We start from the raw sequence: 23,827 nt of genomic DNA, 5'->3' as shown, positions 1-23,827 counted from the left end.
CGCCACAGTCCTGAAGCTTATCAGGCCCTATATTCAAGGGCCGGCCGCAAACGCCCGCTTGGCGGGGCTTTCCGGCTGCCTCGCCGGCCCCGATGCGGGCCGCCGCACCCGCGCCGGCGCACGCCGCCAATCATGAAAAATCCGGCTTGCCTACCGAGTCCCGATTCCTTGACACTCAGTTCTAAATGTGAGTGCCAATCCTGATCGTCATTTGATAAGATGGCTCTCATCATTCGTTAGGCAGAACCTGCGCGCGTGATGCGCGAACGCCGGGTCGCATTGGTCGGAAACGAGTACGGAACGAGGAACGTTGTCACGGCAATCACGGCTGCCCTGCCGGGAACGCGCGCTGCGCGGCCCGGGAGGGCGGTCGGCCAACTCGCCTCCGTCTACACTGTGCGTTTTTTCTGGATCGGGGCGTGTCCATGGATGACGAAAACGATAGCGCGGTGCTAGAGGCGCATGTCGGTACGCGCAGCCCCTGCTGGCGTCTCGGCAGCGACAGCAATGCGCTCGAGCTGGCCGCCGTCCGCGGCCTGACCAACGTCGCCGTTGCGCTGACGGTCGAGCAGGCCGCGCGCATCCGTGCGCTCACGGGCGTCACGTCGCACCTCGTGCTCGACATCGTGCTGTTCGGCGACCAGGTCAGCCTCCATCTCGTCGGCAGGAAGGTCAACACGACCGACTGGGCCGGCACGGCCTCCGCCTATTCCGATACCGTGTCCGTCGCGGGCGATCTGGCGCACGGGCTCGCGTTCGCCGAGCAGGTCGTGTCCGAAGTGAATTCGCTCGTCGTGATCCTCGACCGCAACGGGATGGTGCAGCGCTTCAACCGCCTGTGCGAGGAAGTGACGGGCAAGCGCGAGGTCGACGTGATCGGCCGCAGCGCGTTCGAGCTGTTCATGAGCCCCGAGCAGGGCGCGCAGTCGCGCACCAACATCACGGGCTTTTTCGCGAGCAACCACTCGTACGCGGTCGAGCGCTACATCAACACGGTCAACGGGCCGCGCCTGTTCCAGTTCCGCAACAAGTTCGTGCAGAGCGGCAGCGGCGTCGAGGAGCAGTTCCTGATCTGCTCGGGCATCGACATCACCGAGGAGCGCAGCGCGCAGCACCGGCTCACCGAGCTGGCGAACACCGACGTGCTCACCGGGCTGCCGAACCGCCATGCGATCAGCGAGCGCATCCACGCGGCGATCGCAGAAGAGAACGCCGCGTCGCGCGGCCAGGTCGGCATCCTGTTCCTCGACCTCGACAACTTCAAGCGCGTCAACGATCACTACGGGCACATCACCGGCGACCGCCTGCTGCAGGACGTGTCGGGGATCATCGGCGGCTGCCTGCCGTCCGGCGCGACGCTCGCGCGGCTCGGCGGCGACGAATTCCTCGTGCTGTTCGAGCACGGCACGCGGCCGCTGCTCGAAGCGACCGCGCAGATCATCCTCGAACGGCTGCGCACGCCGATCCATCTCGGGCTGATGGAGGTCTACACGAGCTGCTCGATCGGCATCGCGATGCATCCGCAGCACGGCGATTCGCTCGAAACCCTGATCCGCAGCGCGGACACCGCGATGTACGTCGCGAAGGAAGAGGGCAAGCATACGTACCGCGTGTTCTCGCTGGAGATGAACCAGAAGGTCGCGAAGTACATGTGGCTCGACACGAACCTGCGCAAGGCGCTCGAGGAAGAGCAGTTCGTGCTGCACTACCAGCCGGTCGTCGACATCGCGACGGGCGACGTGCACGGCGTCGAGGCGCTGATCCGCTGGCAGTCGCCCGATCGCGGGCTCGTCGCGCCGGTCGAGTTCATCCGCTTCGCGGAGGAGTCGGGCCTGATCGCGCCGCTCGGGCGCTGGGTGATGCGCACCGCGGCCGCCCAGGCCGCCGCGTGGAAGGCGAAGGGGCTCGGCATCCGGATCGCGGTGAACATGTCGGCGCGGCAGTTGCAGGACATGAACATCGTGCACCAGTTCGCGTCGATTCTCGACAGCGCGGGGCTGAAGCCCGGCATGCTCGACATCGAGCTGACCGAGAGCTGCTTCATCGAGGACGAGGAGTCCGCCATCGGGCTGATGCGGCAGTTCCGCCAGGTCGGCGCGGAGATCCATCTCGACGATTTCGGCACCGGCTATTCGTCGCTGTCGCAACTGTCGCGGCTGCCGCTCGACGCGATCAAGCTCGACCGCACGTTCATCACGGGCATCGACCGCAATCCGCGCTCGCAGGCGCTGGTGCGCTCGGTCGTGTCGCTCGCGAAGGCGCTGAATTTCGCGGTGGTCGCCGAAGGCGTCGAAACGCATGCGGAAGCCGATTTCCTCAAGCAGCTCGACGTCGATCACGCGCAGGGCTACTACTACGCGCGCCCGATGCCGGCCCAGGCATTCGAGGCGTGGCTCGCGGAGACGAGAAAGCTCAGGCTGATCGCCTGAGCTTCGGCTCGTAAGGGGCGCCGCCGCCCAAGCGGCGGCGCCCGTCGCATTACACCGTGCGCAGCTTCGACACGCGCCGGTTCTGCAGCATCACGAGGCGTTCCATGTACGCGAGGTCCTTCGGCTCGATCGTGAACGCCGCATGCACCCACGCTTCCGTGATGTCCATCAGCTCCGAGCGCGACAGCTGGAACACGCGCTCGCGTGCGCGCAGCATCGCGCGCACGCCGTTCAGCTTCGGTTTCGTCACGTCGATGAAGGTGCGCGTCGCGAGATACGCGTCACCGGCGTCGAACGTCTGGTCGATCAGCCCGCAGTCCTGGTACCACTCGGACGCATGCGCTTCGCCGGTGGAGATCAGCGATTCCGCGAGGCCGCGGTTCGCCTTGCGCGCGACGAGCGAATAACCGCCCATGCCCGGGAACAGGTTGAACGCGATCTCGGGGAACCCGAGCTTCACGCCCTTCTGCGCGAGCACGAAGTGATGCGCGAGCGCGGCCTCGAAGCCGCCGCCGAGCGCGCTGCCCTCGACCATCGCGATCGAGATCGCACCGGTGCCGAAGCCCGTGTAGATCTCGAACACGCCGTCGATGCAGGAGCGCGCATAGGCCATCAGTTGGTCGCGCCGGCCGCTGCGGATCGCGTCGACGAAGAAGCTCAGGTCGCCGCCGACGTTGAACAGCTCGGGGACGAGCGAGCCCGTCACCCAGAAGTCGAACGGCAGGCCCGAGTCGCGTGCGACGCGCGCCAGGTGGATGATGTCGGTGACGAGTTGCTGGTTGAAACACGGCCGCGGCTCCGATCGCAGCATCATCCACATGACGTTGCGGCCTTCTTCGTAGAAGGCCGTCAGTTGCGAGAGTTCGCCAGCTTCATAAAACGGGCGGCACGCCGGATGGGATAGGAATTGCATGGTATGTCCTCGTGAGATGTGGTTATTGAAGACCGCGCGCCCGGCGCCATGCGGGAATCGGGTAACCCGCATGGCGTCGGGCGCGAGGCATTGACATTGTTGCGCGCACAATCTCGGCCGATGTGTTGAGTGGGTCACCCGATCGCGCCGTCGGCGAACACGCGACGGCAGGAAAATCGGTTACACGCGAACGAATCGATGCGTGACCTTCGTGCGAAGCGGGGAGCCGGGTTCTCGCGGATTTCGCGCAGGACGTGTGCGACTCGGCGGGCGGCACAGGTATTTCGCATGTGAATTTTTTTGGGAGGGGAGCCGGCAGCGACAGCGATGCGGAGCGATCGTCGCTGCAACGGAAATCGGATGGGCCGCGATCGAGCGATCGTGATCGGGCAGCGGCAACGAGATGTCGATTTAGTTCGTCATGCAGATCGATTGACGAAGTCACCGTGGATCGATGCGCGCGTCAGGCGCGCGTGGCATGTCGGTGGCCCGATCTGGTTCGGGCATTGGGCCGCCTGCGCGGCCGGTGCGCCGGCTCGGCCCGTGAGCCCGATGCAATTGCGTGGCATTCCGTACCGTCGGCTCGCCCGTTCGGCCGGCGATCCGGGCAGGGTATTCACCGATCGCGACACGGTTGCGCCGCAATTTTGCGACGTTAAAATCCCGCGCGCGTTCTCTTGCACCCCGCGCAGGCGAAAGCGGCGCTCCGCTATTCGTCATGCCGATACGCGTGCACGGGAACTTGCCAGGATCGGCCCGGATCGGCCACCATTCGCTTCCGGCCCGACTGCGTCATCCCACCGCGGTCCGGCCTCATACCGACAGAAATGCCAGCCCGCACCGCGCGGCCGATCGAATCGGCGCGCGCGACCGGCTTGGAGGAGAACACCCATGTCAGAAAAACATCGGATCCTGGTGCTGGACGACGATCCGGAAGTGCGCGTCTGGCTGAAGAGCGTGCTGGAAGAGGCCGGGTTCGAGGTCTCGGCCGTCGAGAGCGCCGCCCGGATGCAGCAGCAGCTCGCGGCCGCGCCGCACGCGCTCGTGATTCTCGACCTGAAGCTGCGCGGCGAGGACGGCCTGACGGTCGCGCGCGAGCTGCGGCGCCGGTCCGACGTGTCGATCATCATGATCAGCGGCCTGGGCGACGAGACGGATCGGGTCCTCGGCCTCGAGACCGCGGCCGACGATTTCGTCACGAAACCGTTCTCCGGGCGCGAACTGATCGCACGGGTGCGCGCCCAGCTGCGGCGCACGATCGAGTTGTCGATGCCACGCCCCGCGTCGAACGGCGGCGGCCCGCGCTACTGCTTCGACGGCTGGACGATGGACCTGGCCGCGCGCACGCTGACGCACAACGGCGGCCCGTGCGCGCTGACGCAGGGCGAATTCGAGCTGCTCGCGGCGATGGTGCAGCAGCCGTCGCGGGTCTGGTCGCGCGACCAGTTGCTCGAACATACGCGCGGCTTCGGCATCGACGTATACGACCGGACGATCGACGTGCTGATCCTGCGCCTGCGCCGCAAGATCGAGCCGAACCCCGAGCAGCCGACCTATATCCGCACGCAGCGTGGCATCGGCTACGTGTTCGCGGTGCCCGTCGTGCGCGTGTGACGCGATGCGCACGATGGTGAGGCTGTTGCCGCCCTGGAGTGTCCGGGCCAAGCTGATCGCGACGTTCCTGCTGCTGTTCGGCATCACGCTCGCGGTCGTGGTGGTCGGCGTGCTCGGCATGCGCGCGAACCAGAACGCGCTCGACGAATACGAGGCGAACGTGGTGCCGGAGATTGCCCGCGCGCTGGAGCTGTCGGACAAGGTCGCGCAGCTCGCCGCGGTCGCGCCGAGCATGATGCTGACCGATTCGCCGGACTTGCTGCACAACGACACCGAGCTGATGCGCGGCCTGCTCGGCGACATCCGGCGGCTGTCGCCGGGCTTCGGCAAGCAGCCGGGCCCTGCCGCGAAGGCCGGCGAGCAGCTCGCGGTGATCGACGATCTCGACGCGATCGACCAGGATCTCGCCCGGCTGCTGATCGTGTCGGGCAGGCAGCGCCAGCTCAAGGAGGAGCTGAGCGCGCTGCGCCTCGCGAACGACCGCATCGGCGACAGCATCGCGCGCGACAAGAGCGTGATCGCGCAGCGCGCGCCGACGCTGCTCGAGATCTGGGCCCGCACGGCCGGTGCGCTGCAGGCGGCCAACGCCGCGGAGCTCGGCAGCGCGGAAAGCGACAACGAGGCGCTGTGGCTGCGTGTGCGCGAGCGCGCCGAGGACCGCCGCCAGCCGGCGCTTGCCGAGGCGCTGCAGCAACTCGACGGCGGCGCGCGCAGCGTGTTCGCGGTGCGCCGCGAGTTTCTGTCGAGCGAAGCGCAGACGGGTTATCTCGTCACACTGCTGCGCGGCCATGCGGATCACCTGAGCGGCAAGTCGGCGCGCTATGTCGAGCGCTTGCGGCAGATCGCCAGCGAGCGCAGCGACAAGGTGCGCAAGGTCGCGGTCTCCAGCCAGTCGGGCCTGCTGCTGCTGGCCGTCGCGGGTGTCGTGGTGGCGCTGCTCGGCGTCGCGTATGCGAGCCGCATCCTGCACAAGCTGCAGGCGATGACGCGCGTGATGGCGCGACTCGCGAAAGGGATCACGTCCGACCGGATGCCGTCGACGCACCGGCCGGACGAGATCGGCGAGCTGGCGCGCGCGTTCGAGGTGTTCCGCACCAACCTGATCGAGAAAGAACAACTGACCCACGGGATCGAGTCGCAGCGCCGCCTGCAGGAGTCGGTGCTCAACTCGATGAACGACGGGGTGTCCGTCCACGACACGCACGGCAGCCTGATCGCGTGGAATCCGACCTTCGCGACGCTGCTCGGGATCGACCCGGGCACGCTGCATGCGGGCCTGTCGCTCGCGATGCTGCGTCAGGCCCTGCATCAGCCCGCGCGCTGGCGCCAGGTGTCGCGCGCGACCGCGACCCGCACGTCGGACGGCGCGCGCATCGCCGCGTCGGCCGAACTGCATCTGCGCGACCAGCGGACCCTCGAATTCCACTGCCAGCCGCTCCCGGACGGCGGATGGGTGGCGGTCTGCCGCGACCTGACGAGCCGGCGCGCGGTCGAGGCGGAATTGCGCCAGGCACAGAAGATGGACGTGCTCGGCCAGTTGACGGGCGGCGTCGCGCACGATTTCAACAACTTCCTCGTCGCGATACTCGGCAACCTGGAGCTGCTGCTGCCGCGGCTCGACGGCCAGCAGGACGCGCAGACGATGGCCGAGCGGGCGCGCCGCGCGGCCGAACGCGCGTCGCGGCTCACGCGGCGGCTGCTCGCGTTCGCGCGGCGCCAGCCGCTGCAGGCCGAACGCGTGTCGGTCAGGGCGATGCTCGCGGAGATGCTCGATCTCGTCGAATACTCGGCGGGCCAGCGGGTGACCGTCGTGCTGGAGCCGGCCGCCGACGCGATGTGGGTGAACGTCGACCGCGGCCAGCTCGAGAACGCGGTCCTCAACCTGACGCTCAACAGCGCCGCCGCGATGCCGGGCGGCGGAACGCTGGCGCTGGCCGCGCGCCGCGCACCGGCCGCCGACGGTGCCGCCGCGCCGCACGCGATCGTGCTGAGCGTCACCGACACGGGCTGCGGGATCGCCCCGGTGCTGCTCGACAAGGTGATCGAGCCGTTCTTCACGACCAAGGCGGCCGGCGAGGGAAGCGGGCTCGGGCTCAGCAGCGTCTACGGCTTCGTGCGCCAGAGCGGCGGCGATCTGCACATCCACAGCGAGGTCGGCCAGGGGACGCGCGTGGAGCTGTGGCTGCCCGAGAGCGCCCCGCCCGACCGACGCGGCGCGCCGGCCGTCACGGTGGCCGCGCCCGTTGCCGGACCGGCCGGTGCCCGCGTGCTCGTGGTCGACGACGATCCCGAGGTGCGCGACACGGCGCTCAGCCAGTTCGCGGCGCTCGGCGCGCGGGCCGACGCGGTGGCCACCGGCGACGCGGCATTGCGCTGGCTGGCCGAGCACGGCCCGGTCACGCTCGTGCTGTCGGACATCTCGCTCGGCGCGGGCGGCAGCGGCATCGCGTTCGCGGCGCGGCTCGCCGAGCGCTGGCCGGCGCAGCGCGTCGCGCTCACCTCGGGCCTGCCGCCCGAGATTCATCAGACCCATCCCGACTGGCGCGCGGACCTGCCGTTCGTGCCGAAGCCGTTCGATCTGGCGGCGCTCGCCGCGCTGTTGGGCTGACGCGCGACGGCAATTGTTTCGATTGTTAATGACGCGGCGCGTTTCCGAAATTTTCGATTAACCGGACTGGAGTCTCATAGACCCACGGCACCCGGCGACGCGCTCGCGACACCGCGGCGCACGATTCGAACGATTCGAAAAAAAACTGGAGACACCGAATGATGAAGCTCAAGGCAGGTTTGCTGACGATGGCGCTCGCGATGACGGCCGCCACGGCCACCAGCGCCGGCGCGGCGACGCTGCGGATCGCATGCGGCGCGGCCGGCGTCGACCAGGACATCTGCCAGGTATCGGCGAAGCGGTGGGCCGAGAAGACCGGCAACGAAGTCGAGTTCATCAGCATGCCCAATAACTCGAGCGAAACGCTGGCGCTTTATCAGCAGTTGCTCGGCGGCGGTTCGGACAAGATCGACGTGATGCAGATCGATACGGTCTGGCCGGGCATCCTCGCGAACCACCTGATCGACCTGAAGCCTTACAGCAAGGGGCTGGAAAGCCAGTCGTTCCCGAGCATCGTCGCGAACAATACGGTGAACGGCAAGCTGGTCGCGATGCCGTGGTTCATCGATACGGGGCTGCTTTACTACCGCAAGGACCTGCTCGACAAGTACCGCGTGAAGGTGCCCGCCACGTGGGAGGAACTCGATGCCACCGCGCGCAAGGTCCAGTCGGGCGAGCGCGCCGCGGGCAACGAGAAGGTCTGGGGCTACGTGTGGCAAGGTCGCGCATACGAAGGGCTGACCTGCGATGCGCTCGAATGGGTCAGCAGCTACAACGGCGGCACGGTGGTCGACGACAAGGGCCGCGTGACGATCGACAACCCGGGTGCGATCAAGGCGCTCGAGCAGTCGGCGAAATGGGTCGGCACGATCAGCCCGAAGGCCGTGCTGAACTACGGCGAAGAAGAGGCGCGCGGCGTGTTCCAGGCCGGCAACGCGGTGTTCATGCGCAACTGGCCGTACGCATGGGCGATCGCGAACCGCGCGGGCAGCCCGATCAAGGGCAAGGTCGGCATCGCGCCGCTGCCGAAGGGCGGCGCCGACGGCCGCCCGGCCGCCGCGCTGGGCGGATGGCAGCTCGCCGTGTCGCGCTACTCGCCGAACCCGAAACTGGCCGCCGATCTCGTGATGTACATGGCGAGCGCGGACGTGCAGAAGATGCGCGCGATCCAGGCGTCGTTCAACCCGACGATGCCGGCGCTCTACCGCGACAAGGACATCCTGCAGGCCAACCCGTTCATGGCCGATCTGCTGCCGACCTTCAGCACGGCGGTCGCGCGGCCGTCGACCGTGACCGGCGCGAAGTACAACCAGGTCAGCAACCAGTTCTGGAATGCCGCGCACGACGTGCTCGCCGGCAGCGACACCGCCGCGAGTGCGCTCGCGCGGCTCGCCGCCACGCTCAACCGGCTTGCGCCGGGCGGCAGCTGGCACTGAGCGCCGCGGCGCGCGATTGATCGATCGGGCCGGCCTCCGCAGGGTGCCGGCCTGACAGGAGACATCGAATGAGAACCGGAAGCATCGAGATAAGTAGCACTCCTGCATTCGCGCAGGAGCCCGTCCGGGCCCGAGCCGGGCTTGCCCGTGCGCGCCGGCGCCAGGCGTGGCTGCTGGTGGCGCCCGCGCTGCTCACGCTGGCGGCGATCGCCGGCTGGCCGCTGCTGCGCACCGCGTGGTTCAGCCTGACCGACGCGCAACTGTCCGACCTGTCGCAGCGTCATTTCGTCGGCCTCGACAACTATCTCGGCGCGGCGGGCGTGCTGCGCGACCCGGCCTGGTGGCAGGCCGTCGGCAATACCGTGCTGTTCGCCGTCGTGTCGGTGGTGCTCGAGACGGGCACGGGCCTCGGCGTCGCGCTGCTGCTGGACGTGCCGTCGCGGCTGCGCACGCTGCTGCGCGCGGCCGTACTCGTGCCGTGGGCGATCCCGACCGTCGTGTCGGCGAAGATCTGGAGCTGGATGCTCAACGACCAGTTCGGGATCGTCAACGCGATGCTGATGTCGATCGGCGCGATCCACGAGCCGCTCGCGTTTACCGCCGATGCGCACCTCGTGTTCCCGACCATCGTGCTCGTCGACGTGTGGAAGACCACGCCGTTCATGGCGCTGCTGATGCTCGCCGCGCTGCAGACCGTGCCGCGCGATTGCTACGAGGCCGCGCGTGTCGACGGCGTGCCGCGCTGGCGCGTGTTCCGCTCGGTGACGCTGCCGCTGATCCTGCCCGGCGTGCTGGTCGCGATGATCTTCCGCTCGCTCGACGCGTTGCGCGTGTTCGACCTGATCTACGTGATGACGTCGAACAGCCGGATCACGAAAAGCATGTCGATCTATGTGCGCGAGCAGCTGATCGATTTCCAGCAGGTCGGGTTCGGGTCGGCGTCGGCGATGTTGCTGTTCGTCACGATCGTGCTGTTCACCATCGGCTACATGGCGATCAGCCGCCGCCGGATTCAGGAGGCCTGACACATGAAGAAGCATCCGCTCGACATCGCGATTCACGGGCTGCTGTCGGCACTCGTGCTGGTGATCTCGCTGTTCCCGTTCGTCTACATGATCGGCACGTCGATCAAGCATGGCGACGCGTTGTTCGAAACATCGCTGTTCCCGGCGAGCCCGTCGCTCGACAACTATCGCCAGCTGTTCCGCGACCAGCCGTTCGGCGCGTACCTGCTGAATTCGGCGCTCGTCGCGGGCGGCGCGGTCGCGCTGTCGCTCGCCGTGTCGGTGCTCGCCGCGTATGCGCTCGGCCGCGTGTCGTTCCGCGGACGCGGGGTGCTGATGATGTGCATTCTCGGCGTGTCGATGTTTCCGCAGGTCGCGATCCTGTCGGGCCTGTTCGAGCTGGTCCGCTCGCTCGGCCTGTACGACCACCTCGGCGCGCTCGTGCTGTCCGACCTGATCTTCACGCTGCCGTTCACGATCTGGATTCTCGTCACGTTCATGCGCGAGTTGCCGCGCGAGCTGGAGGAGGCGGCGCTCGTCGACGGCGTCGGCGTGTTCACGCTGATCTTCCGGATCTTCATGCCGCTGCTGCGGCCGGCGCTGGCCGCGACGTCGCTGCTCGCGTTCGTGTCGGCCTGGAACGAATTCCTGTTCGCGCTGACCTTCATGATTTCGTCGAGCCAGCGCACGGTACCGGTCGCGATCACGATGATCTCGGGCGCGAGCAGTTACGAGTTGCCGTGGGGAACCATCATGGCCGCGTCGGTCATCGTCACCGTGCCGCTCGTGCTGCTGGTGCTGGTGTTCCAGCGGCAAATCGTCTCCGGCCTGACTGCCGGTGCGGTCAAGGGTTGACGCGTAGCGGCCCGAACAGGATCAAGAGGGAAAACATGAGTCAGATCAAGTTGAGCGGTCTTCGCAAGCAGTTCGGCACGACCCCCATCCTCAGCGACGTGAATCTCACGGTCGAGCAGGGCGAGTTCTGCGTGTTCATCGGCCCGTCGGGCTGCGGCAAGTCGACGTTGCTGCGGATCGTCGCCGGCCTCGAGGAACAAAGCGCGGGCGATGTTTGGATCGACGGTCGTTGCGTCAACACGTTTGCGCCCGCGCAGCGCGACATCGCGATGGTGTTCCAGAGCTATGCGCTCTATCCGCACATGTCCGTCTACGAAAACATGGCGTTCGGCCTGCGTCATCTGCGCCTGCCGAAGGACGAGATCGACCGGCGGGTGCGGCTCGCGTCCGAGTCGCTGCGCCTCGGCGAGCTGCTCGAACGCAAGCCCGGCGCACTGTCCGGCGGCCAGCGGCAGCGTGTCGCGATCGGCCGCGCGATCGTCCGCAAGCCGAAAGTGTTCCTGTTCGACGAGCCGCTGTCGAACCTCGATGCGGCGCTGCGCGTGAAGACGCGTGTCGAGATCGCGAAGCTGCACCGCAACCTCGACAGCACCAGCATGATCTACGTGACGCACGACCAGGTCGAGGCGATGACGCTCGCCGACAAGATCGTGCTGCTGCGGCCGCTCGAAGGGCGCAGCGGGATCGCCAGCGTCGCGCAGATCGGCACGCCGCTCGATCTGTATCACCGGCCGGCGAGCCAGTTCGTCGCCGGTTTCATCGGCTCGCCCGCGATGAACTTCCTGCCGGCCAGCGTCGCGGCGGCCGGCAGCGGCGAGGTTCGCGTGCTGGTCCGTGATCATCCGCTTGGCGCCGACGTGTCCGGCGACGGCCTCGAGACGGGCGCCGGCGTGACCCTCGGCATCCGCCCCGAACACGTGCGGGTCGGCACCGGCGCCGTGACCGGCCAGGTCGCGCACGTCGAGCAGATGGGCGAACACACCTATCTGTATCTCGACACGCCGCTGTGCGACCAGCCGATCGTCGCGAAGACCGATGCCGCCGGCGCGCGGGTCGGCGAGCGCTTGCGCGTCGATCTGCCGGCGGGCGCGCTGCATCTGTTTCATCCGGACGGACGCGCGGCGGTACGCACGCCGCGCGAGCCTGCCGCGCCGGCGCTCGCGATCGCCTGAGCGGCGCGCGGTACCCGGCGAATCAAGCTACAGGTTTCAGGCGGCCACGGCGCATGGCCGCTGTCGAATGGGCGCCACATCATCGATAAAGGATAGTCATGCTAAACAAGAAGCTTTCAGTGATCGTATGGAACGAGTTCGAGCACGAACGGGAAAACGCGGGTGTGCGCGCGATCTATCCAGACGGCCTGCACCAGGTGATCGCCAGTGCGCTCGCCGAGACGCCGGCGCTCGGCCACGGTGCGTTGCCGCTCGAGATCGGCACCGCGACGCTCGACCAGCCCGAGCACGGCCTCAGCGAAGCGCGGCTCGCCGCGTGCGACGTGCTGATCTGGTGGGGGCACAAGGCGCACGCGAAAGTCTCCGACGAGATCGTCGAGCGCGTGCAGCGCCGCGTGCTCGAAGGGATGGGCCTGATCGTGCTGCATTCCGGGCACTTCTCGAAGATCTTCCGCCGCCTGCTCGGCACGAACTGTTCGCTGAAGTGGCGCGAGGCAGCCGAGAAGGAACGGCTGTGGGTCGTCGAACCGTCGCATCCGATCGCGGCCGGGCTCGGTGAATATTTCGAGCTGCAGCACGAGGAAATGTACGGCGAGCGTTTCGACATCCCGCAGCCGGACAGCACCGTGTTCATCTCTTGGTTCGAGGGCGGCGAGGTGTTCCGCTCGGGCTGCTGCTGGGAGCGCGGTCACGGCCGGATCTTCTATTTCCGCCCCGGGCACGAAGCCTACCCGACCTATCACGACCGCAACGTGCAGCGCGTGATCGCGAACGCGGTGCAGTGGGCCGCGCCGCGCGTGAATCTCACCGACCGCTGCCCGAACTCGCCGCCGCTCGAAAAGCTCAGCGAGAAGAGCCAGCAGTTCGCGCACGTCGGCATCCAGCAAGGCGCAGGAGACCTCGCATGAACGACGATTACAAGGTCGAGCTGCCGGAAGCGGCGGCGATCGCGCGCGGCCGGCGCCTGCGCGTCGGCGTGATCGGGCTCGGGATCGGCCGCAAGCATATCGAAGGCTGGCGCGAGCATCCGGACGTCGACGTGGTCGCGATTGCCGACCCCGATGCGAAGCGGCTCGAGAAGGTCGGCGACGCGTTCGGCATCGACGCGCGTTATGCGTCGGCCGACGCGATGCTCGCAGCGGAAAAGCTCGACGTCGTCAGCGTGTGCACGCCGAACAAGTTCCATCGCGAGCTGACGCTCGCCGCGTTCGACGCCGGCTGCCACGTGCTGTGCGAGAAGCCGATGGCGCTGAACGCGGACGAGGGGCGCGAGATGCTGATCGCCGCGCAGCGCGCCGGCAAGCGGCTGATGATCAATTTCTCGTACCGCTTCAGCGCGCAGTCGCGCGCGCTGAAGGCGCAGGTCGAAAGCGGCCTGTTCGGCGATTTCTATTTCGGGCGGACGGTCTGGCATCGCCGGCGCGGGATGCCCGGATTCGGTGGCTGGTTCGGCACGAAGGCGCTGGCGGGCGGCGGGCCGCTGATCGATCTCGGCGTGCATCGTCTCGACCTCGCGCTGTGGCTGATGGGCTATCCGAAACCCGTGTGGGTGATGGGCAGCACCTACGATCCGATCGCGCGCGAACTGGCGGCGCGCGCGGGCAAGACGTTCGACGTCGAGGATCTCGCGGCCGCGCTGATCCGCTTCGACAACGGCGCGACGCTCGCGCTCGAGGCGTCGTGGGCGACCAACATCCAGGAAGCGGAGCTGATGGAAACCCGCCTGCTCGGCACGCGTGCCGGGCTGTTGCAGAAGAACCTGAACGAGGGTTACACGTTCGACGCGCACGTGTTCATCGAGCAGAACGGCGCGCAGTTCGACATGCGCCTGAATCCGCCCGCGGAAGGCGCGCATTCCGCGATGTACGACTACGCGGAAGCGATTCTGTGCGACGTCCCGCATCCCGCGCCCGGTGAGGAAGGGCTGATCGTGATGGAGATTCTCGACGCGATCTATGCGAGCGCGGCCGCGGGCGAGCCGATCCGCATTCACGCGCCGGGACCGGCGGCCGTCGACGCGTCGCCGGTGGTGGACCTCGACGTCGCCGGCTGACGCCACAGGCCGACTTCGTACCGGGCCGGCGCGCGGATCGTCCACCACGCCGGCCCGTCGGCAGCATGACGGACGACGCAGCACACACACCTATTCGATGACGCCGCGCATCGCACGCGGCGCACAAACAACGTTTGGAGACACGTTCATGATCGACGAAGCAGGCTGCGCCGCGCGCGGCCCCGCACGCACCCCGTTCAGGCTCACGCGGCTCGCCGCCGCTTTCTCGCTGGCCGTCGCGTCGGCCGCGCTGCATGCGGCACCGGACCCGGCAACGACAGTCGCCGACAGCGCGCCGGGCGGCCTCTCGCAGGCCACCGGCGTTGTGCCGGCCGACACGAGCCCCGCCAACGTGGTGACGCCGACACCGTCTTCGGCCTGGAACCAGCTGACGCCGTGGACGCAGTTCCATGGTTATATGCGGGCCGGCGTCGGCACGAGCGACGGCCATACGCAGGCCTGCTTCCAGTTGCCGGGCGCACCGAGCAAATACCGGCTCGGCAACGAATGCCAGGTCTACAGCGAGCTGGAGATCGACCAGACGCTGTACAAGTTCTCGAACGGCATGCAGCTGTCGGCAGTGGGGATGGCGAGCCTCGTCAACGATCTCGATCGCGCGCCGACCTTCAGCGGCGATCACGGCAAGATTCGCATGCCGGAGTCGTACGTGCAGCTCACGAACTTTCCGGGGCTCGACGACATGCGGGTCTGGTTCGGGCGCATCTACTACCGGCGCAACGACGTCCACATGAACGACTTCTATTACTGGAACCCGAGCGGCCTCGGCGCGGGCATCGAGAACGTGCCGATCGGCGGCGGCCTGAAACTCAGCTATGCGCTGTTCCGCGAGGACTACATCGACCAGCCGAACTACGCGACGCGCCATGACCTGCAACTGTCCGGCGTGCATCCGAACCCCGGCGGCGAACTGCAGTTCGGGCTGTCGTACATCCCGGCCCGCGCGCCGGTGCTGAATTCGAGTGGTGTGTTGCAGGACGCGCACAGCGGCTGGTCGTTTACGGTCCAGCACGTGCAGACCAACCTGCTCGGTGGCAAGAACAAGCTCGCGTTCCAGTATGGCGTCGGCCCGGGCACGGGCCTCAGCTACACGGGCACGCTGACGAACGACAACCGCTACAAGAGCTTTCGCGTGCTCGATGCGTTCGACTGGCAGGCGACGCAGAACTTCAGCGGCCAGGTGGTCGGCATCTATCAGCGCGACATCGCGCCGTCGGGCGGTTCGCAGACGTGGGTGTCGATGGGCGTGCGGCCCGTGTATGCGTTCACGCAGCACGTCAAGCTGCAGGGCGATCTCGGGCACGATCGCGTGACGCCGTCCGGCGGCCCGACGCGCACGCTGCTGAAGGCGAGCGTCGCGCTGACGCTCGCGATGGACCGGTCGTTCTGGTCGCGGCCGGAATTCCGCGTGTTCTACACGTATGCGCGCTGGAACCAGGCGGCGCAGGACGCGGCGGCGCCCGGCGATCCGTTGTCGACGACGGGCATTTTCGGTACCTCGCGCTCGGGCTCGACGGTCGGCGCGCAAGTCGAATGGTGGTGGTGAACGACATGACGGAACGCTGTACGACGATATCGATGGGGGCCGATGCTGCGCCGTTCTCGCGCATCGTGTTCGGGATGTGGCGGATCGGCGACTGGGCATTGTCGGTCCGCGAGCGCCGTGCGCTGGTCGAGGCGGCGCTGGAACTTGGCGTGACGAGCTTCGATCATGCGGACATCTACGGCGACTACACGGCCGAGGGCCTGTTCGGCGACGTGCTGGCCGATGCGCCGCACTTGCGCGAGCGGATGCAGATCGTCACGAAGTGCGGGATCCGGCTCGTGTCCGCGCGCCGGCCCACGCACGGGATCAAGCACTACGACACGCGCGCCGCGCATGTCGTCGCGTCGGTCGAGCAGTCGCTGCGCGCGCTGCGCACCGACCGGCTCGATCTGCTGCTGCTGCATCGCCCCGATCCGCTGATGGATGCCGACGAGGTCGCCGCGACTTTTGCCGCGCTCCGGCGCGACGGCAAGGTGAGGGACTTCGGCGTATCGAACTTTACGCCGGCGCAGGCTGCGTTGCTGCAGGACCGCATGGCGGCGCACGGCATGTCGCTCGCGACGAACCAGGTCGAATGCTCGCTGCTGCATCTCGCGCCGCTCGACGACGGCACGTTCGACCAGGCGCAGCACTGGCGCTGTCCGCCGATGCTGTGGTCGCCGCTCGCGGGCGGACGCGTGTTGACGGAGGCGTCTCCCGCCGCGGTGCGTGTGCGCGAGCGCGCGGCGCGGATCGGCGACGCGCTCGGCGTGTCCGCGACGACGGTGCTGTTCGCGTGGCTGCTCGCGCTGCCGTGCCGGCCGCTGCCGATCGTCGGGTCGAGCCGGATCGCGGCGCTGCGCGAAGCGGTAGCGGCGACCGGCATCGCGCTCGGGCGCGAGCACTGGTTCGAACTGCTGGACGCGGCGCGCGGCGTGGAGGTGCCATGACCGTTGCGATCGACACACGATGACAATTCGGGAGATGGGATGAGCGTAGCAACCCTCAACGGGGACCCGGTCGCGCCGCGTGGCGTGCGTGCCGGCGAACCCCGCTTGCTGGCGGACATCGGCGGGACGCATGCGCGCTTCGCGCTGGAGACCGCGCTCGGCGGAATCGGCGACGTGCGCGTCTATCGATGCAGCGCCCATGCCGGCATGGACGACGCGGTGCGCGCGTTCCTGCGCGACACGGGCGGCGCACGGGTGCGGAACGCGGCGATCGCGATCGCCAATCCCGTGGACGGCGACATGGTCAGCATGACCAATCATGACTGGCGCTTCTCGATCGACGCGACGCGCCGCGCGCTCGGGTTCGACACGCTGCACGTCTTCAACGACTTCGCGGCGCTGGCGATGGCGGTGCCGCATCTGCCCGCCGGACAACGGCGGCAGGTCGGCGGCGGGCACGCGGCGCCCGCGGGTACGATCGGCGTGCTCGGCGCGGGAACGGGGCTGGGCGTCTCGGCGCTCGTGCGCGCAGGCGATGCATGGGTGCCGGTGTCCGGCGAGGGTGGGCATGTGTCGTTCGCGCCCGCCGATGCACGCGAGGCCGATGTGCTGCAGTACGCGCGGGCGCGCTGGCCGCACGTGTCGTTCGAGCGGTTGGTCGCGGGCCCCGGCATCGCGGTGATTCACGCGGCGCTCGCCGCGCGCGACGGCTGCGACGCGCCACGGGCCGACGTGGCCGATACGGCCGCCATCATCGATCGTGCGCTCGCCGGCGACGCACGTTGCATGGCGACCCTGGATTGCTTCTGCGGCATGCTCGGCACGTTCGCGGGCAATCTGGCGCTGACGCTCGGTGCGACCGGCGGCATCCATATCGGCGGGGGCGTCGTGCCGCGCCTCGGGGTATTGTTCGATGCATCGCCGTTTCGAGCCCGCTTCGAGGCGAAGGGCCGCTTTGCCGCTTACCTCGCGAAAATTCCGACCTTCGTGATCACCGCACCGCATCCGGCCTTCGTCGGCGTGTCGCGCCTGCTCGCCCGCGCGTTGGGCGAGACGGGCTGACGCGAGTCCGGCTGGCGTGGTTGTAGTGCGACTGTCTGCAATAAGTCGGCATGTCGAAAGAAATCGGGCGCGCGCGACGCTGTCCTATGGAATACGCCGACTGGAAGTCGTCCCGGAACTCATTTACTTTTAGAGGAGTGTCGCCGAGGCGTCGTGCGTTCCGGAGGAATCGTGACTGCATTCCAGAAGGTGTGGCAGTTGTTCGTCGGAAAGCCGCTGGACCCGCTCGATCCGCGCACGCGGCATGCGATCGCCGTGACACCGTTGCTGGCCTGGGTCGGGCTCGGCGCCGACGGCCTGTCGTCGTCGTGCTACGGCCCGGAAGAGGCGTTCCTCACGCTGGCGCACCACACGCCGCTTGCACTGTTCCTCGCGCTCGCGACGGCGGCGACCGTGTTCATCATCGCGCTCGGCTACAACCAGGTGATCGAGCTGTTCCCGACGGGGGGCGGCGGCTACCGCGTCGCGACCGCGCTGCTCGGTGCGAAGCCGGGGCTCGTGTCGGGTGCTGCGCTGCTGGTCGACTACGTGCTGACCGTCGCGACGTCGCTCGCGAGTGGCGTCGATGCGTTCTTCAGCCTGCTGCCCGTCAGCGCGCAGGCGTTCAAGCTCACCACCGAGATCGTGCTGATCCTGATGATGACGGGGCTCAACTTTCGCGGGATGCGCGAATCGATCATGGTGCTGCTGCCGATCTTCATCGGCTTCGTGATCCTGCACTTCGGGCTGATCGTGTATGGCGTCGCCGTGCACGGCAGCAACCTCGCGATGATCGTGCCCGATGCGGTGCACGAGGCGCACGGGATGTCGCAGTCGCTCGGCGTATTCGTGATGCTCGCGTTGCTGATGCGCGCGTTCTCGCTCGGCGGCGGCACGTATACCGGCCTCGAAGCCGTGTCGAACAACGTCAACATGCTGGCCGATCCGCGCGTGCCGAACGGCAAGGTGACGATGTGGTACATGTCGACGTCGCTCGCGTTCACGGCCGGCGGCATCATCCTGCTGTACATGCTCTGGCATGCGCGGCCCGTCGAAGGCGAGACGCTCAACGCAGTGGTATTCGGCAGCGTGATCGACCATCTCGGGCTCGGCTCGGCGTTCGCGCGCCACGCGTTGCTCGCGGCCGTGCTCGCGTTCGAGGCCGGGCTGCTGATGGTCGGTGCGCAGACGGGTTTTCTCGACGGTCCGGCCGTGCTGTCGAACATGGCGTCGGATTCATGGGTGCCGCGCCATTTCCGTGACCTGTCGACGCGTCTCGTGCGGCAGAACGGCATCATCGTCGTCGGCCTGTCGAGCCTGCTGATCCTGCTGTGGACGCACGGCAACGTCGACGTGCTCGTCGTGCTGTACAGCATCAACGTGTTCCTCACGTTCAGCATGTCGCTGCTCGGGCTGTGCACGTACTGGTGGCGCCATCGCAGCGAGAGCGGCTGGTTCAAGCACTTCTTTCTGTCCGCGCTCGGGCTGAGCGTGACGGCGACCGTGCTCGTCATCACGCTGATCGAGAAGTTCACGGCGGGCGGCTGGCTCACGGTGCTCGTGACGAGCGCGGTGATCGCGCTGTGCTTCATGATCAACCGCCACTACGCGTACACGCGCGCGCAGCTCGCGAAAGAGGACGCGCTGTTCTCGGGGCAGCCGCCCGTGGTCGACGAGGCTACCGCGCCGGGCAAGCCCGATCCGTCGCAGCCGACGGCCGTGCTGCTGGTCGGCAAGCATCGCGGCGCGAGCATGCATGCGTTGCTGTGGGTCAACCGGCTGTTCCCCGGGCACTTCCGCAACGTGATCTTCCTCGCGGTCGGCGAGGTCGACGCGAAGGCGTACGACGGGCACGAACATCTCGAACGGCTGCGTCACTCGATCACCGAAGCGCTCGACTACTATGTCGCGCACTGCCGCCGCAACGGCATCGCGGCCGACTACCGGATCGCGTTCGGCACGAATCCCGTCGTGGAATTCATGAACCTCGCGTCGTCGACGCTCGACGTTTATCCGAACGCCGTGTGCTTCGCGAGCAAGCTGATCTTCCGGCGCGTGAATTTCCTGACCGCGTGGCTGCACAACCAGACGCCCGTCGAGCTGCAGGCGCGCCTGCATGTCGAGGGCAAGCAGATGGTGCTGCTGCCGATGAACGTCGGCTGACGGACGGGCGAAACGGCTCGCCCGTGCGATGAAAACGATTCAACCTGACGCGTCGCGTCAGATCTTAAGCAATAGAAAACAAATCGCTGGTTTACTCGGAAAGATTTGGTAAGATTCGCGCGCTTCGAATCAACAACAAATCCCTTCCGAGAGACTTCATGACGATCGCAGCCACGACCGCCACCCGTTTCCTGCGTCACGGCGCGCTCGCGCTGTCCGCCGCCGCGCTACTGTCGCTTTCCGCGCTCGCGTGTGCCGCCGGCGACGTGCCCGGCGCCAAGGACCATCCGCTGGTCTCGCGCTTTTCCGGCGCGACGATCAAGGCCTATTCGCAGACCGCATTCGACGAGGCATTCCTGCCGAACCAGCCGATCGACGACGAGAAGACCGCGAAGGGGTTGAACCTCGAAGGCAAGATCACGCGCATCAGCTATACGATCGGCGGCGACAAGTCGACGCTCGAAGTCGAGCGCAACTATCTCGATGCGCTGCAGAAGGGTGGCTTCCAGATCCTGTTTCGTTGCGCGGCGGAACAGTGCGGCAAGAGCGGCGGCAGCGATTTCCAGAGTGTCGTGATCAATTCCGGGCGGGTGCGCAAGGCCGGTTTCGGCGACGCGAATTTCGGCGACAAACACCGGACAATCCTTGCGAAGCTGTCGCGCGCGTCGGGCGATGCGTACGTGTTCTTGCACGTGATGGACGATTCGGCGTCGAACAAGCGCACGCTCGTCTACGAGGAGGTCGTCGAGGTGAAGCCGATGCAGACGGGGCAGGTGAAGGTGGTCGACGCCGGCGCGCTGCAGAAGGGGCTGGCCGCGACGGGCAAGATCGCGCTGTACGGCATCTACTTCGACACCGACAAGGCGCAGGTGAAGCCCGAGTCGAAGGCGCAGCTCGACGAGATGGCGAAGCTGCTCACGGCCAACCCGGCGCTGAAGGTCTACATCGTCGGACATACCGACAACCAGGGGCAGCTCGCGCACAACGTCGACCTGTCGCAGAAGCGTGCGGAGGCTGTCACGCAGGCGCTCGCGACGACGTACCGGATCGCGCCGGCACGCCTGGTCGCGAAGGGTGTCGCATCGCTGTCGCCGGTCGCGTCCAATGCCGACGACGCGGGCCGCGCGCAGAATCGCCGCGTCGAGCTCGTGCAGCAGTAATTCCATTCCAACCGGGCGCCCGCGTGACTACGCGGGCGTCGTCCACTCGAAGATCGATCTCATGAAACTGCTGATTGCCACCGTGCTTGCCGGCGCGGCCGCCTCGTCCTTTGCGCAGACCGTATCGCCGGGCATCTGGCACGACGACACCGCGTACACGCTGAACGGCAAGCCGCTGCCGCAGGCGTCCGGCTCAATGCCGGACCAGTGCCTGACCGACGCGGACGCGAAGGACCTGCGCAAGACGATGGCGGCGCGCATGCAGCGCGACAACGTCAACTGCACGATCACCCACTGGGACTATGCGGGCACGACGCTTAAGGTCGCGCTGTCCTGCGCGAACGAACAGGGGCACGGCAACGGTACGGTGACGGGCGCGGTCACGCCGACGAGCTACGACCTGAAAGGGCAATTGCGCGGGCAGCATGCGCAGGCCGGCGCTTACACGCTCGCATGGACGTGGCGCGGCAAGCGTGTGGGAGACTGCAAGTAACGGGGCGCATCCGCCCGCATCGCGCGCAGGCTGGCTGCTGCGCGGCTTGACGCTCGCCGGCACGGCGCCCACACTGGTTTGCACGACGGGCACGCGGCGTGTGAGCCGTCATGTGCGCTTCATGCGGATCGAACCGTCCGCGCCGGCGCGCCGCCCTGGCGCGCGGCAACGAACGCGCGGAGAGTGTCGACGTGGTGCTTTTTCCTTCCGGACGGACCAGCCGCCTGCTCGCCTGCGCCATCGCGCTCGGCGCTGGTGCGGCCATGGCCGATGCGTGGGCCACCGGTGACACCGGCGACGAAGCACCCGTCACGCTCGTCAGCGATGTCCACGAATTCGTGATCCAGCACGACGGTTCGCTCGACGAGCACGACGATTCGACGCTGCGCGCGAACAACGCGAACGGCATCGACGCGGTCGCGCAGCGCTACGTGTGGTTCGACAAGAATCTCGAGCAGGTCGACCTGCTCGCGGCCGAGACGATCGACCGCGACGGCATCGCGCATCCGGTCGGCGCTGACGGTATCCGCGACGTGCAGGAGCCGCGCTCGGCCGGCGCGCCGACGTTCCAGGACGGGCTGTTGCGCACCGTCGTGTTTCCCGGCGTCGAAGCCGGGTCGAGCACGCGCGTGGCGTTCCGCAAGACGCGCACGAAGCCCGTCAATCGCGGCTACTTCGGCTATACCGTCGAGCCGTCGCGCGAGCCCGTCGACAGCCAGCGGCTGATCTTCGACGTGCCGGCCGACCTGCCGCTATACGCGGATGCGCGCGGCTACGTCGCGCTGCCGCCGGTGACGGCGAACGGCCGCACGCGCTACGAGTTCGATTACCGGCACGGCCCGTACGACCGCATCGAGAACGGCTCGGTCGGCTACCCGACCTACGGCGACCGGCTCGTCGTGTCGACGCTGCCCGACTACGCGGCGTTCGCCGCGCGCTACCGCGACGCGGCCGTCGACCCGGGCGTGAACGATCCGGCCGTCGTGCAGCTGGCCCGCGCGCTCACCGCGGATGCCGCCGATCCGCGCGACAAGGCGCGCATCCTGTACGACTGGGTGCAGGCGAACATACGCTACGTCGGGTTGTTTCTGGGCGAAACGGCCGCCGCGCCGCACCGCGCGACGGACATCCTGCGCAACCGCTACGGCGACTGCAAGGACCATGTCGCGCTGTTCGGCGCGCTGCTCGCGGCGGTCGGCATCCGCAGCGAACCGGTGCTGATCAATCTCGGTGCCGTGTACACGCTGCCGTCGGTGCCCGGTTACGGCGGCGGCGCGATCAATCACGCGATCACGTGGCTGCCCGATCTCGCGCTCTACGCGGATACGACGACGGCCGGCATCGCGTTCGGCTACCTGCCGCCGATCGTGATGGATCGCCCCGCGCTGCTCGTCGACACGGGCGTGCTGTCTCGCACGCCGGCCACGCAGCCGCGCGGCCGTGTCGCGCGGGTCGAGATCGATGCCGCGCAGCCCGGCGCCGCGCGTTTTCATGCCTACGTCGAGGACGACGGCTGGACGGCCGAACTCGAACGCAACCTGTTTCGCCGCGCGACGCACGACGGCATCGAGCAGCTTGCGACCGCACGCTTGCGGCAAAGCGGCTTGCGCGGCCGCGCGCAACTGTCGACCAGCGACCGGCGCGCGACCGACGGACCGTTCGACGTGACGCTGTCGGGCACGCTCGATCATTTCGTGTGGCCCGACGGCACGACTGCGTTGCCCGCGCTGTCGAGCCTCACGGGCGGCATCGCGACGCAGGTCGAAAGCTGGCTGGCCGAACCGGTGCGCACGCAGCCGTGGGGCTGCATCGGCGGCACGTTCGACGAGACCGGCCAGATCGTGCTGCCGGCCGATGTCGTCGTGACCGACCTGCCGGCCGACGCGGCCGTGCACGCGCGCTTCGTCGATTTCACGTCGCATTACGTGTTCGATGCGGCCGCGCGCGTCGTGCAGATCACGCGGCGCATGACGGCGGATTTCGGCCGGCAGGTGTGCACGCCCGACGAATTCGCGGCACTGCGCGCGTCGCTCGAACGCATCGAACGCGACACGCAGGCGCAGATCGTCGTGCGCGCGAAAGGGCATTGAACGGGCAGGGGCAGTGAACGCGTCGCCGCCAGCGGTCGATGCGCAGGAGAGACATCATGACGGAACGGGACTACGAGATCGCCGATCTCTCGAAGGAATTGCTGGGCCGGATCGTGCAGGGCACCGTCGCGAGCGGCGCGGCCGTGGATGCCGAGCAGTGCGCGGCGCTCGCCGTGCAGTGCGCGACGGCGCTGGTCGACAAGCTCGGGGCGCGTAGCGGTTGAACGCGGAAGGGCATCACGCACGGTGGCGGTGGCTTGAGCGACGCCGGCGAGCGAGTTCGCGGCCGGCGTGCTGTGCGTG

Annotated in this window: 17 protein-coding genes and 1 pseudogene; 17 read left to right on the top strand and 1 reads right to left on the bottom strand. The window is 67.8% G+C overall.

Annotation, left to right across the window (positions count from 1 at the left end):
- The first annotated feature begins 425 nt into the window (after window positions 1-425).
- Window positions 426-2,429: a cyclic di-GMP phosphodiesterase gene (pdeR, locus tag ACN22W_RS27490; RefSeq protein WP_419687889.1), complete on the top strand. Its 2,004-nt coding sequence runs from the start codon at window positions 426-428 to the stop codon at window positions 2,427-2,429.
- A gap of 49 nt (window positions 2,430-2,478) precedes the next feature.
- Here pdeR and ACN22W_RS27485 read toward each other — a convergent pair whose 3' ends face one another.
- Window positions 2,479-3,342 carry a crotonase/enoyl-CoA hydratase family protein gene (locus ACN22W_RS27485; RefSeq protein ID WP_419687888.1) on the bottom strand — a complete coding sequence of 288 codons (864 nt, stop codon included), beginning with the start codon at window positions 3,340-3,342 and terminating at the stop codon, window positions 2,479-2,481.
- Between the two features lie 891 nt (window positions 3,343-4,233).
- Between ACN22W_RS27485 and ACN22W_RS27480 the strand changes: the two genes are divergently transcribed.
- From ACN22W_RS27480 to ACN22W_RS27405, 16 genes and pseudogenes are all read left to right on the top strand, one after another.
- Window positions 4,234-4,956, top strand: coding sequence for a winged helix-turn-helix domain-containing protein (locus ACN22W_RS27480; RefSeq protein WP_129516558.1), 723 nt, complete (start codon window positions 4,234-4,236; stop codon window positions 4,954-4,956).
- A gap of 13 nt (window positions 4,957-4,969) precedes the next feature.
- Entirely contained in the window at window positions 4,970-7,564 is a 2,595-nt protein-coding gene (locus ACN22W_RS27475) for an ATP-binding protein (RefSeq protein WP_419687887.1), read from the top strand.
- 158 nt (window positions 7,565-7,722) lie between these two features.
- Window positions 7,723-9,000, top strand: coding sequence for an ABC transporter substrate-binding protein (locus ACN22W_RS27470; protein WP_419687886.1), 1,278 nt, complete (start codon window positions 7,723-7,725; stop codon window positions 8,998-9,000).
- 68 nt (window positions 9,001-9,068) lie between these two features.
- Entirely contained in the window at window positions 9,069-10,025 is a 957-nt protein-coding gene (locus ACN22W_RS27465) for a carbohydrate ABC transporter permease (RefSeq protein ID WP_419687885.1), read from the top strand.
- A 3-nt stretch (window positions 10,026-10,028) separates the two neighbouring features.
- Window positions 10,029-10,859, top strand: coding sequence for a carbohydrate ABC transporter permease (locus ACN22W_RS27460; protein WP_419687884.1), 831 nt, complete (start codon window positions 10,029-10,031; stop codon window positions 10,857-10,859).
- A gap of 35 nt (window positions 10,860-10,894) precedes the next feature.
- Window positions 10,895-12,031, top strand: a complete 1,137-nt coding sequence (locus ACN22W_RS27455) for an ABC transporter ATP-binding protein (protein ID WP_419687883.1) — start codon at window positions 10,895-10,897, stop codon at window positions 12,029-12,031.
- Between the two features lie 98 nt (window positions 12,032-12,129).
- The gene (locus ACN22W_RS27450) at window positions 12,130-12,939 is read left to right on the top strand and encodes a ThuA domain-containing protein (RefSeq protein ID WP_412025237.1); all 810 of its coding nucleotides are present in this window, start codon (window positions 12,130-12,132) and stop codon (window positions 12,937-12,939) included.
- Window positions 12,936-14,084: a Gfo/Idh/MocA family protein gene (locus ACN22W_RS27445; protein WP_419687882.1), complete on the top strand. Its 1,149-nt coding sequence runs from the start codon at window positions 12,936-12,938 to the stop codon at window positions 14,082-14,084. The genes ACN22W_RS27450 and ACN22W_RS27445 overlap by 4 nt, the downstream gene beginning before the upstream one ends.
- A 148-nt stretch (window positions 14,085-14,232) precedes the next feature.
- Window positions 14,233-15,648 (top strand): carbohydrate porin, encoded by a 1,416-nt coding sequence (locus ACN22W_RS27440; protein WP_343490725.1) that lies wholly within the window; start codon window positions 14,233-14,235, stop codon window positions 15,646-15,648.
- A gap of 5 nt (window positions 15,649-15,653) precedes the next feature.
- Window positions 15,654-16,577 carry an aldo/keto reductase gene (locus ACN22W_RS27435; protein ID WP_419687881.1) on the top strand — a complete coding sequence of 308 codons (924 nt, stop codon included), beginning with the start codon at window positions 15,654-15,656 and terminating at the stop codon, window positions 16,575-16,577.
- Window positions 16,578-16,616: 39 nt separating this feature from the next.
- Window positions 16,617-17,624: pseudogene (locus ACN22W_RS27430) on the top strand (glucokinase); the annotation flags it as partial.
- Window positions 17,625-17,810: 186 nt separating this feature from the next.
- Complete coding sequence (locus ACN22W_RS27425; protein WP_419687880.1) at window positions 17,811-19,781, top strand: APC family permease; 1,971 nt, start codon at window positions 17,811-17,813, stop codon at window positions 19,779-19,781.
- Window positions 19,782-19,939: 158 nt separating this feature from the next.
- The gene (locus tag ACN22W_RS27420) at window positions 19,940-20,941 is read left to right on the top strand and encodes a DUF4892 domain-containing protein (protein ID WP_419687879.1); all 1,002 of its coding nucleotides are present in this window, start codon (window positions 19,940-19,942) and stop codon (window positions 20,939-20,941) included.
- A 61-nt stretch (window positions 20,942-21,002) separates the two neighbouring features.
- A complete protein-coding gene (locus ACN22W_RS27415) occupies window positions 21,003-21,434 on the top strand; it encodes a DUF3617 domain-containing protein (protein ID WP_412025232.1) in 432 nt (143 codons plus the stop codon).
- A gap of 191 nt (window positions 21,435-21,625) precedes the next feature.
- On the top strand, window positions 21,626-23,524 hold the full coding sequence (locus ACN22W_RS27410) for a DUF3857 domain-containing transglutaminase family protein (RefSeq protein ID WP_419687878.1): 1,899 nt from the start codon (window positions 21,626-21,628) through the stop codon (window positions 23,522-23,524).
- Window positions 23,525-23,580: 56 nt separating this feature from the next.
- A complete protein-coding gene (locus ACN22W_RS27405; protein ID WP_164992085.1) occupies window positions 23,581-23,748 on the top strand; it encodes a hypothetical protein in 168 nt (55 codons plus the stop codon).
- The last annotated feature ends 79 nt before the right edge of the window (window positions 23,749-23,827 follow it).

This window comes from Burkholderia theae (genome assembly GCF_048565265.1).
Taxonomy (GTDB): domain Bacteria; phylum Pseudomonadota; class Gammaproteobacteria; order Burkholderiales; family Burkholderiaceae; genus Burkholderia; species Burkholderia theae.
Note: the sequence above shows the minus strand (reverse complement) of the source record. Positions and strands in the feature narration are given on the sequence as shown.

Excerpts from the sequence above, each read along its gene's own strand:
- ACN22W_RS27435 (WP_419687881.1), top strand. The coding sequence starts at position 15,654 with ATGACGGAACGCTGTACGACGATATCGATGGGGGCCGATGCTGCGCCG.
- ACN22W_RS27440 (WP_343490725.1), top strand. The coding sequence starts at position 14,233 with ATGATCGACGAAGCAGGCTGCGCCGCGCGCGGCCCCGCACGCACCCCG.
- ACN22W_RS27460 (WP_419687884.1), top strand. The coding sequence starts at position 10,029 with ATGAAGAAGCATCCGCTCGACATCGCGATTCACGGGCTGCTGTCGGCA.
- ACN22W_RS27405 (WP_164992085.1), top strand. The coding sequence starts at position 23,581 with ATGACGGAACGGGACTACGAGATCGCCGATCTCTCGAAGGAATTGCTG.
- ACN22W_RS27480 (WP_129516558.1), top strand. The coding sequence starts at position 4,234 with ATGTCAGAAAAACATCGGATCCTGGTGCTGGACGACGATCCGGAAGTG.
- ACN22W_RS27415 (WP_412025232.1), top strand. The coding sequence starts at position 21,003 with ATGAAACTGCTGATTGCCACCGTGCTTGCCGGCGCGGCCGCCTCGTCC.
- pdeR (WP_419687889.1), top strand. The coding sequence starts at position 426 with ATGGATGACGAAAACGATAGCGCGGTGCTAGAGGCGCATGTCGGTACG.
- ACN22W_RS27445 (WP_419687882.1), top strand. The coding sequence starts at position 12,936 with ATGAACGACGATTACAAGGTCGAGCTGCCGGAAGCGGCGGCGATCGCG.
- ACN22W_RS27475 (WP_419687887.1), top strand. The coding sequence starts at position 4,970 with ATGGTGAGGCTGTTGCCGCCCTGGAGTGTCCGGGCCAAGCTGATCGCG.
- ACN22W_RS27470 (WP_419687886.1), top strand. The coding sequence starts at position 7,723 with ATGATGAAGCTCAAGGCAGGTTTGCTGACGATGGCGCTCGCGATGACG.
- ACN22W_RS27485 (WP_419687888.1), bottom strand. The coding sequence starts at position 3,342 with ATGCAATTCCTATCCCATCCGGCGTGCCGCCCGTTTTATGAAGCTGGC.
- ACN22W_RS27455 (WP_419687883.1), top strand. The coding sequence starts at position 10,895 with ATGAGTCAGATCAAGTTGAGCGGTCTTCGCAAGCAGTTCGGCACGACC.
- ACN22W_RS27450 (WP_412025237.1), top strand. The coding sequence starts at position 12,130 with ATGCTAAACAAGAAGCTTTCAGTGATCGTATGGAACGAGTTCGAGCAC.
- ACN22W_RS27420 (WP_419687879.1), top strand. The coding sequence starts at position 19,940 with ATGACGATCGCAGCCACGACCGCCACCCGTTTCCTGCGTCACGGCGCG.
- ACN22W_RS27465 (WP_419687885.1), top strand. The coding sequence starts at position 9,069 with ATGAGAACCGGAAGCATCGAGATAAGTAGCACTCCTGCATTCGCGCAG.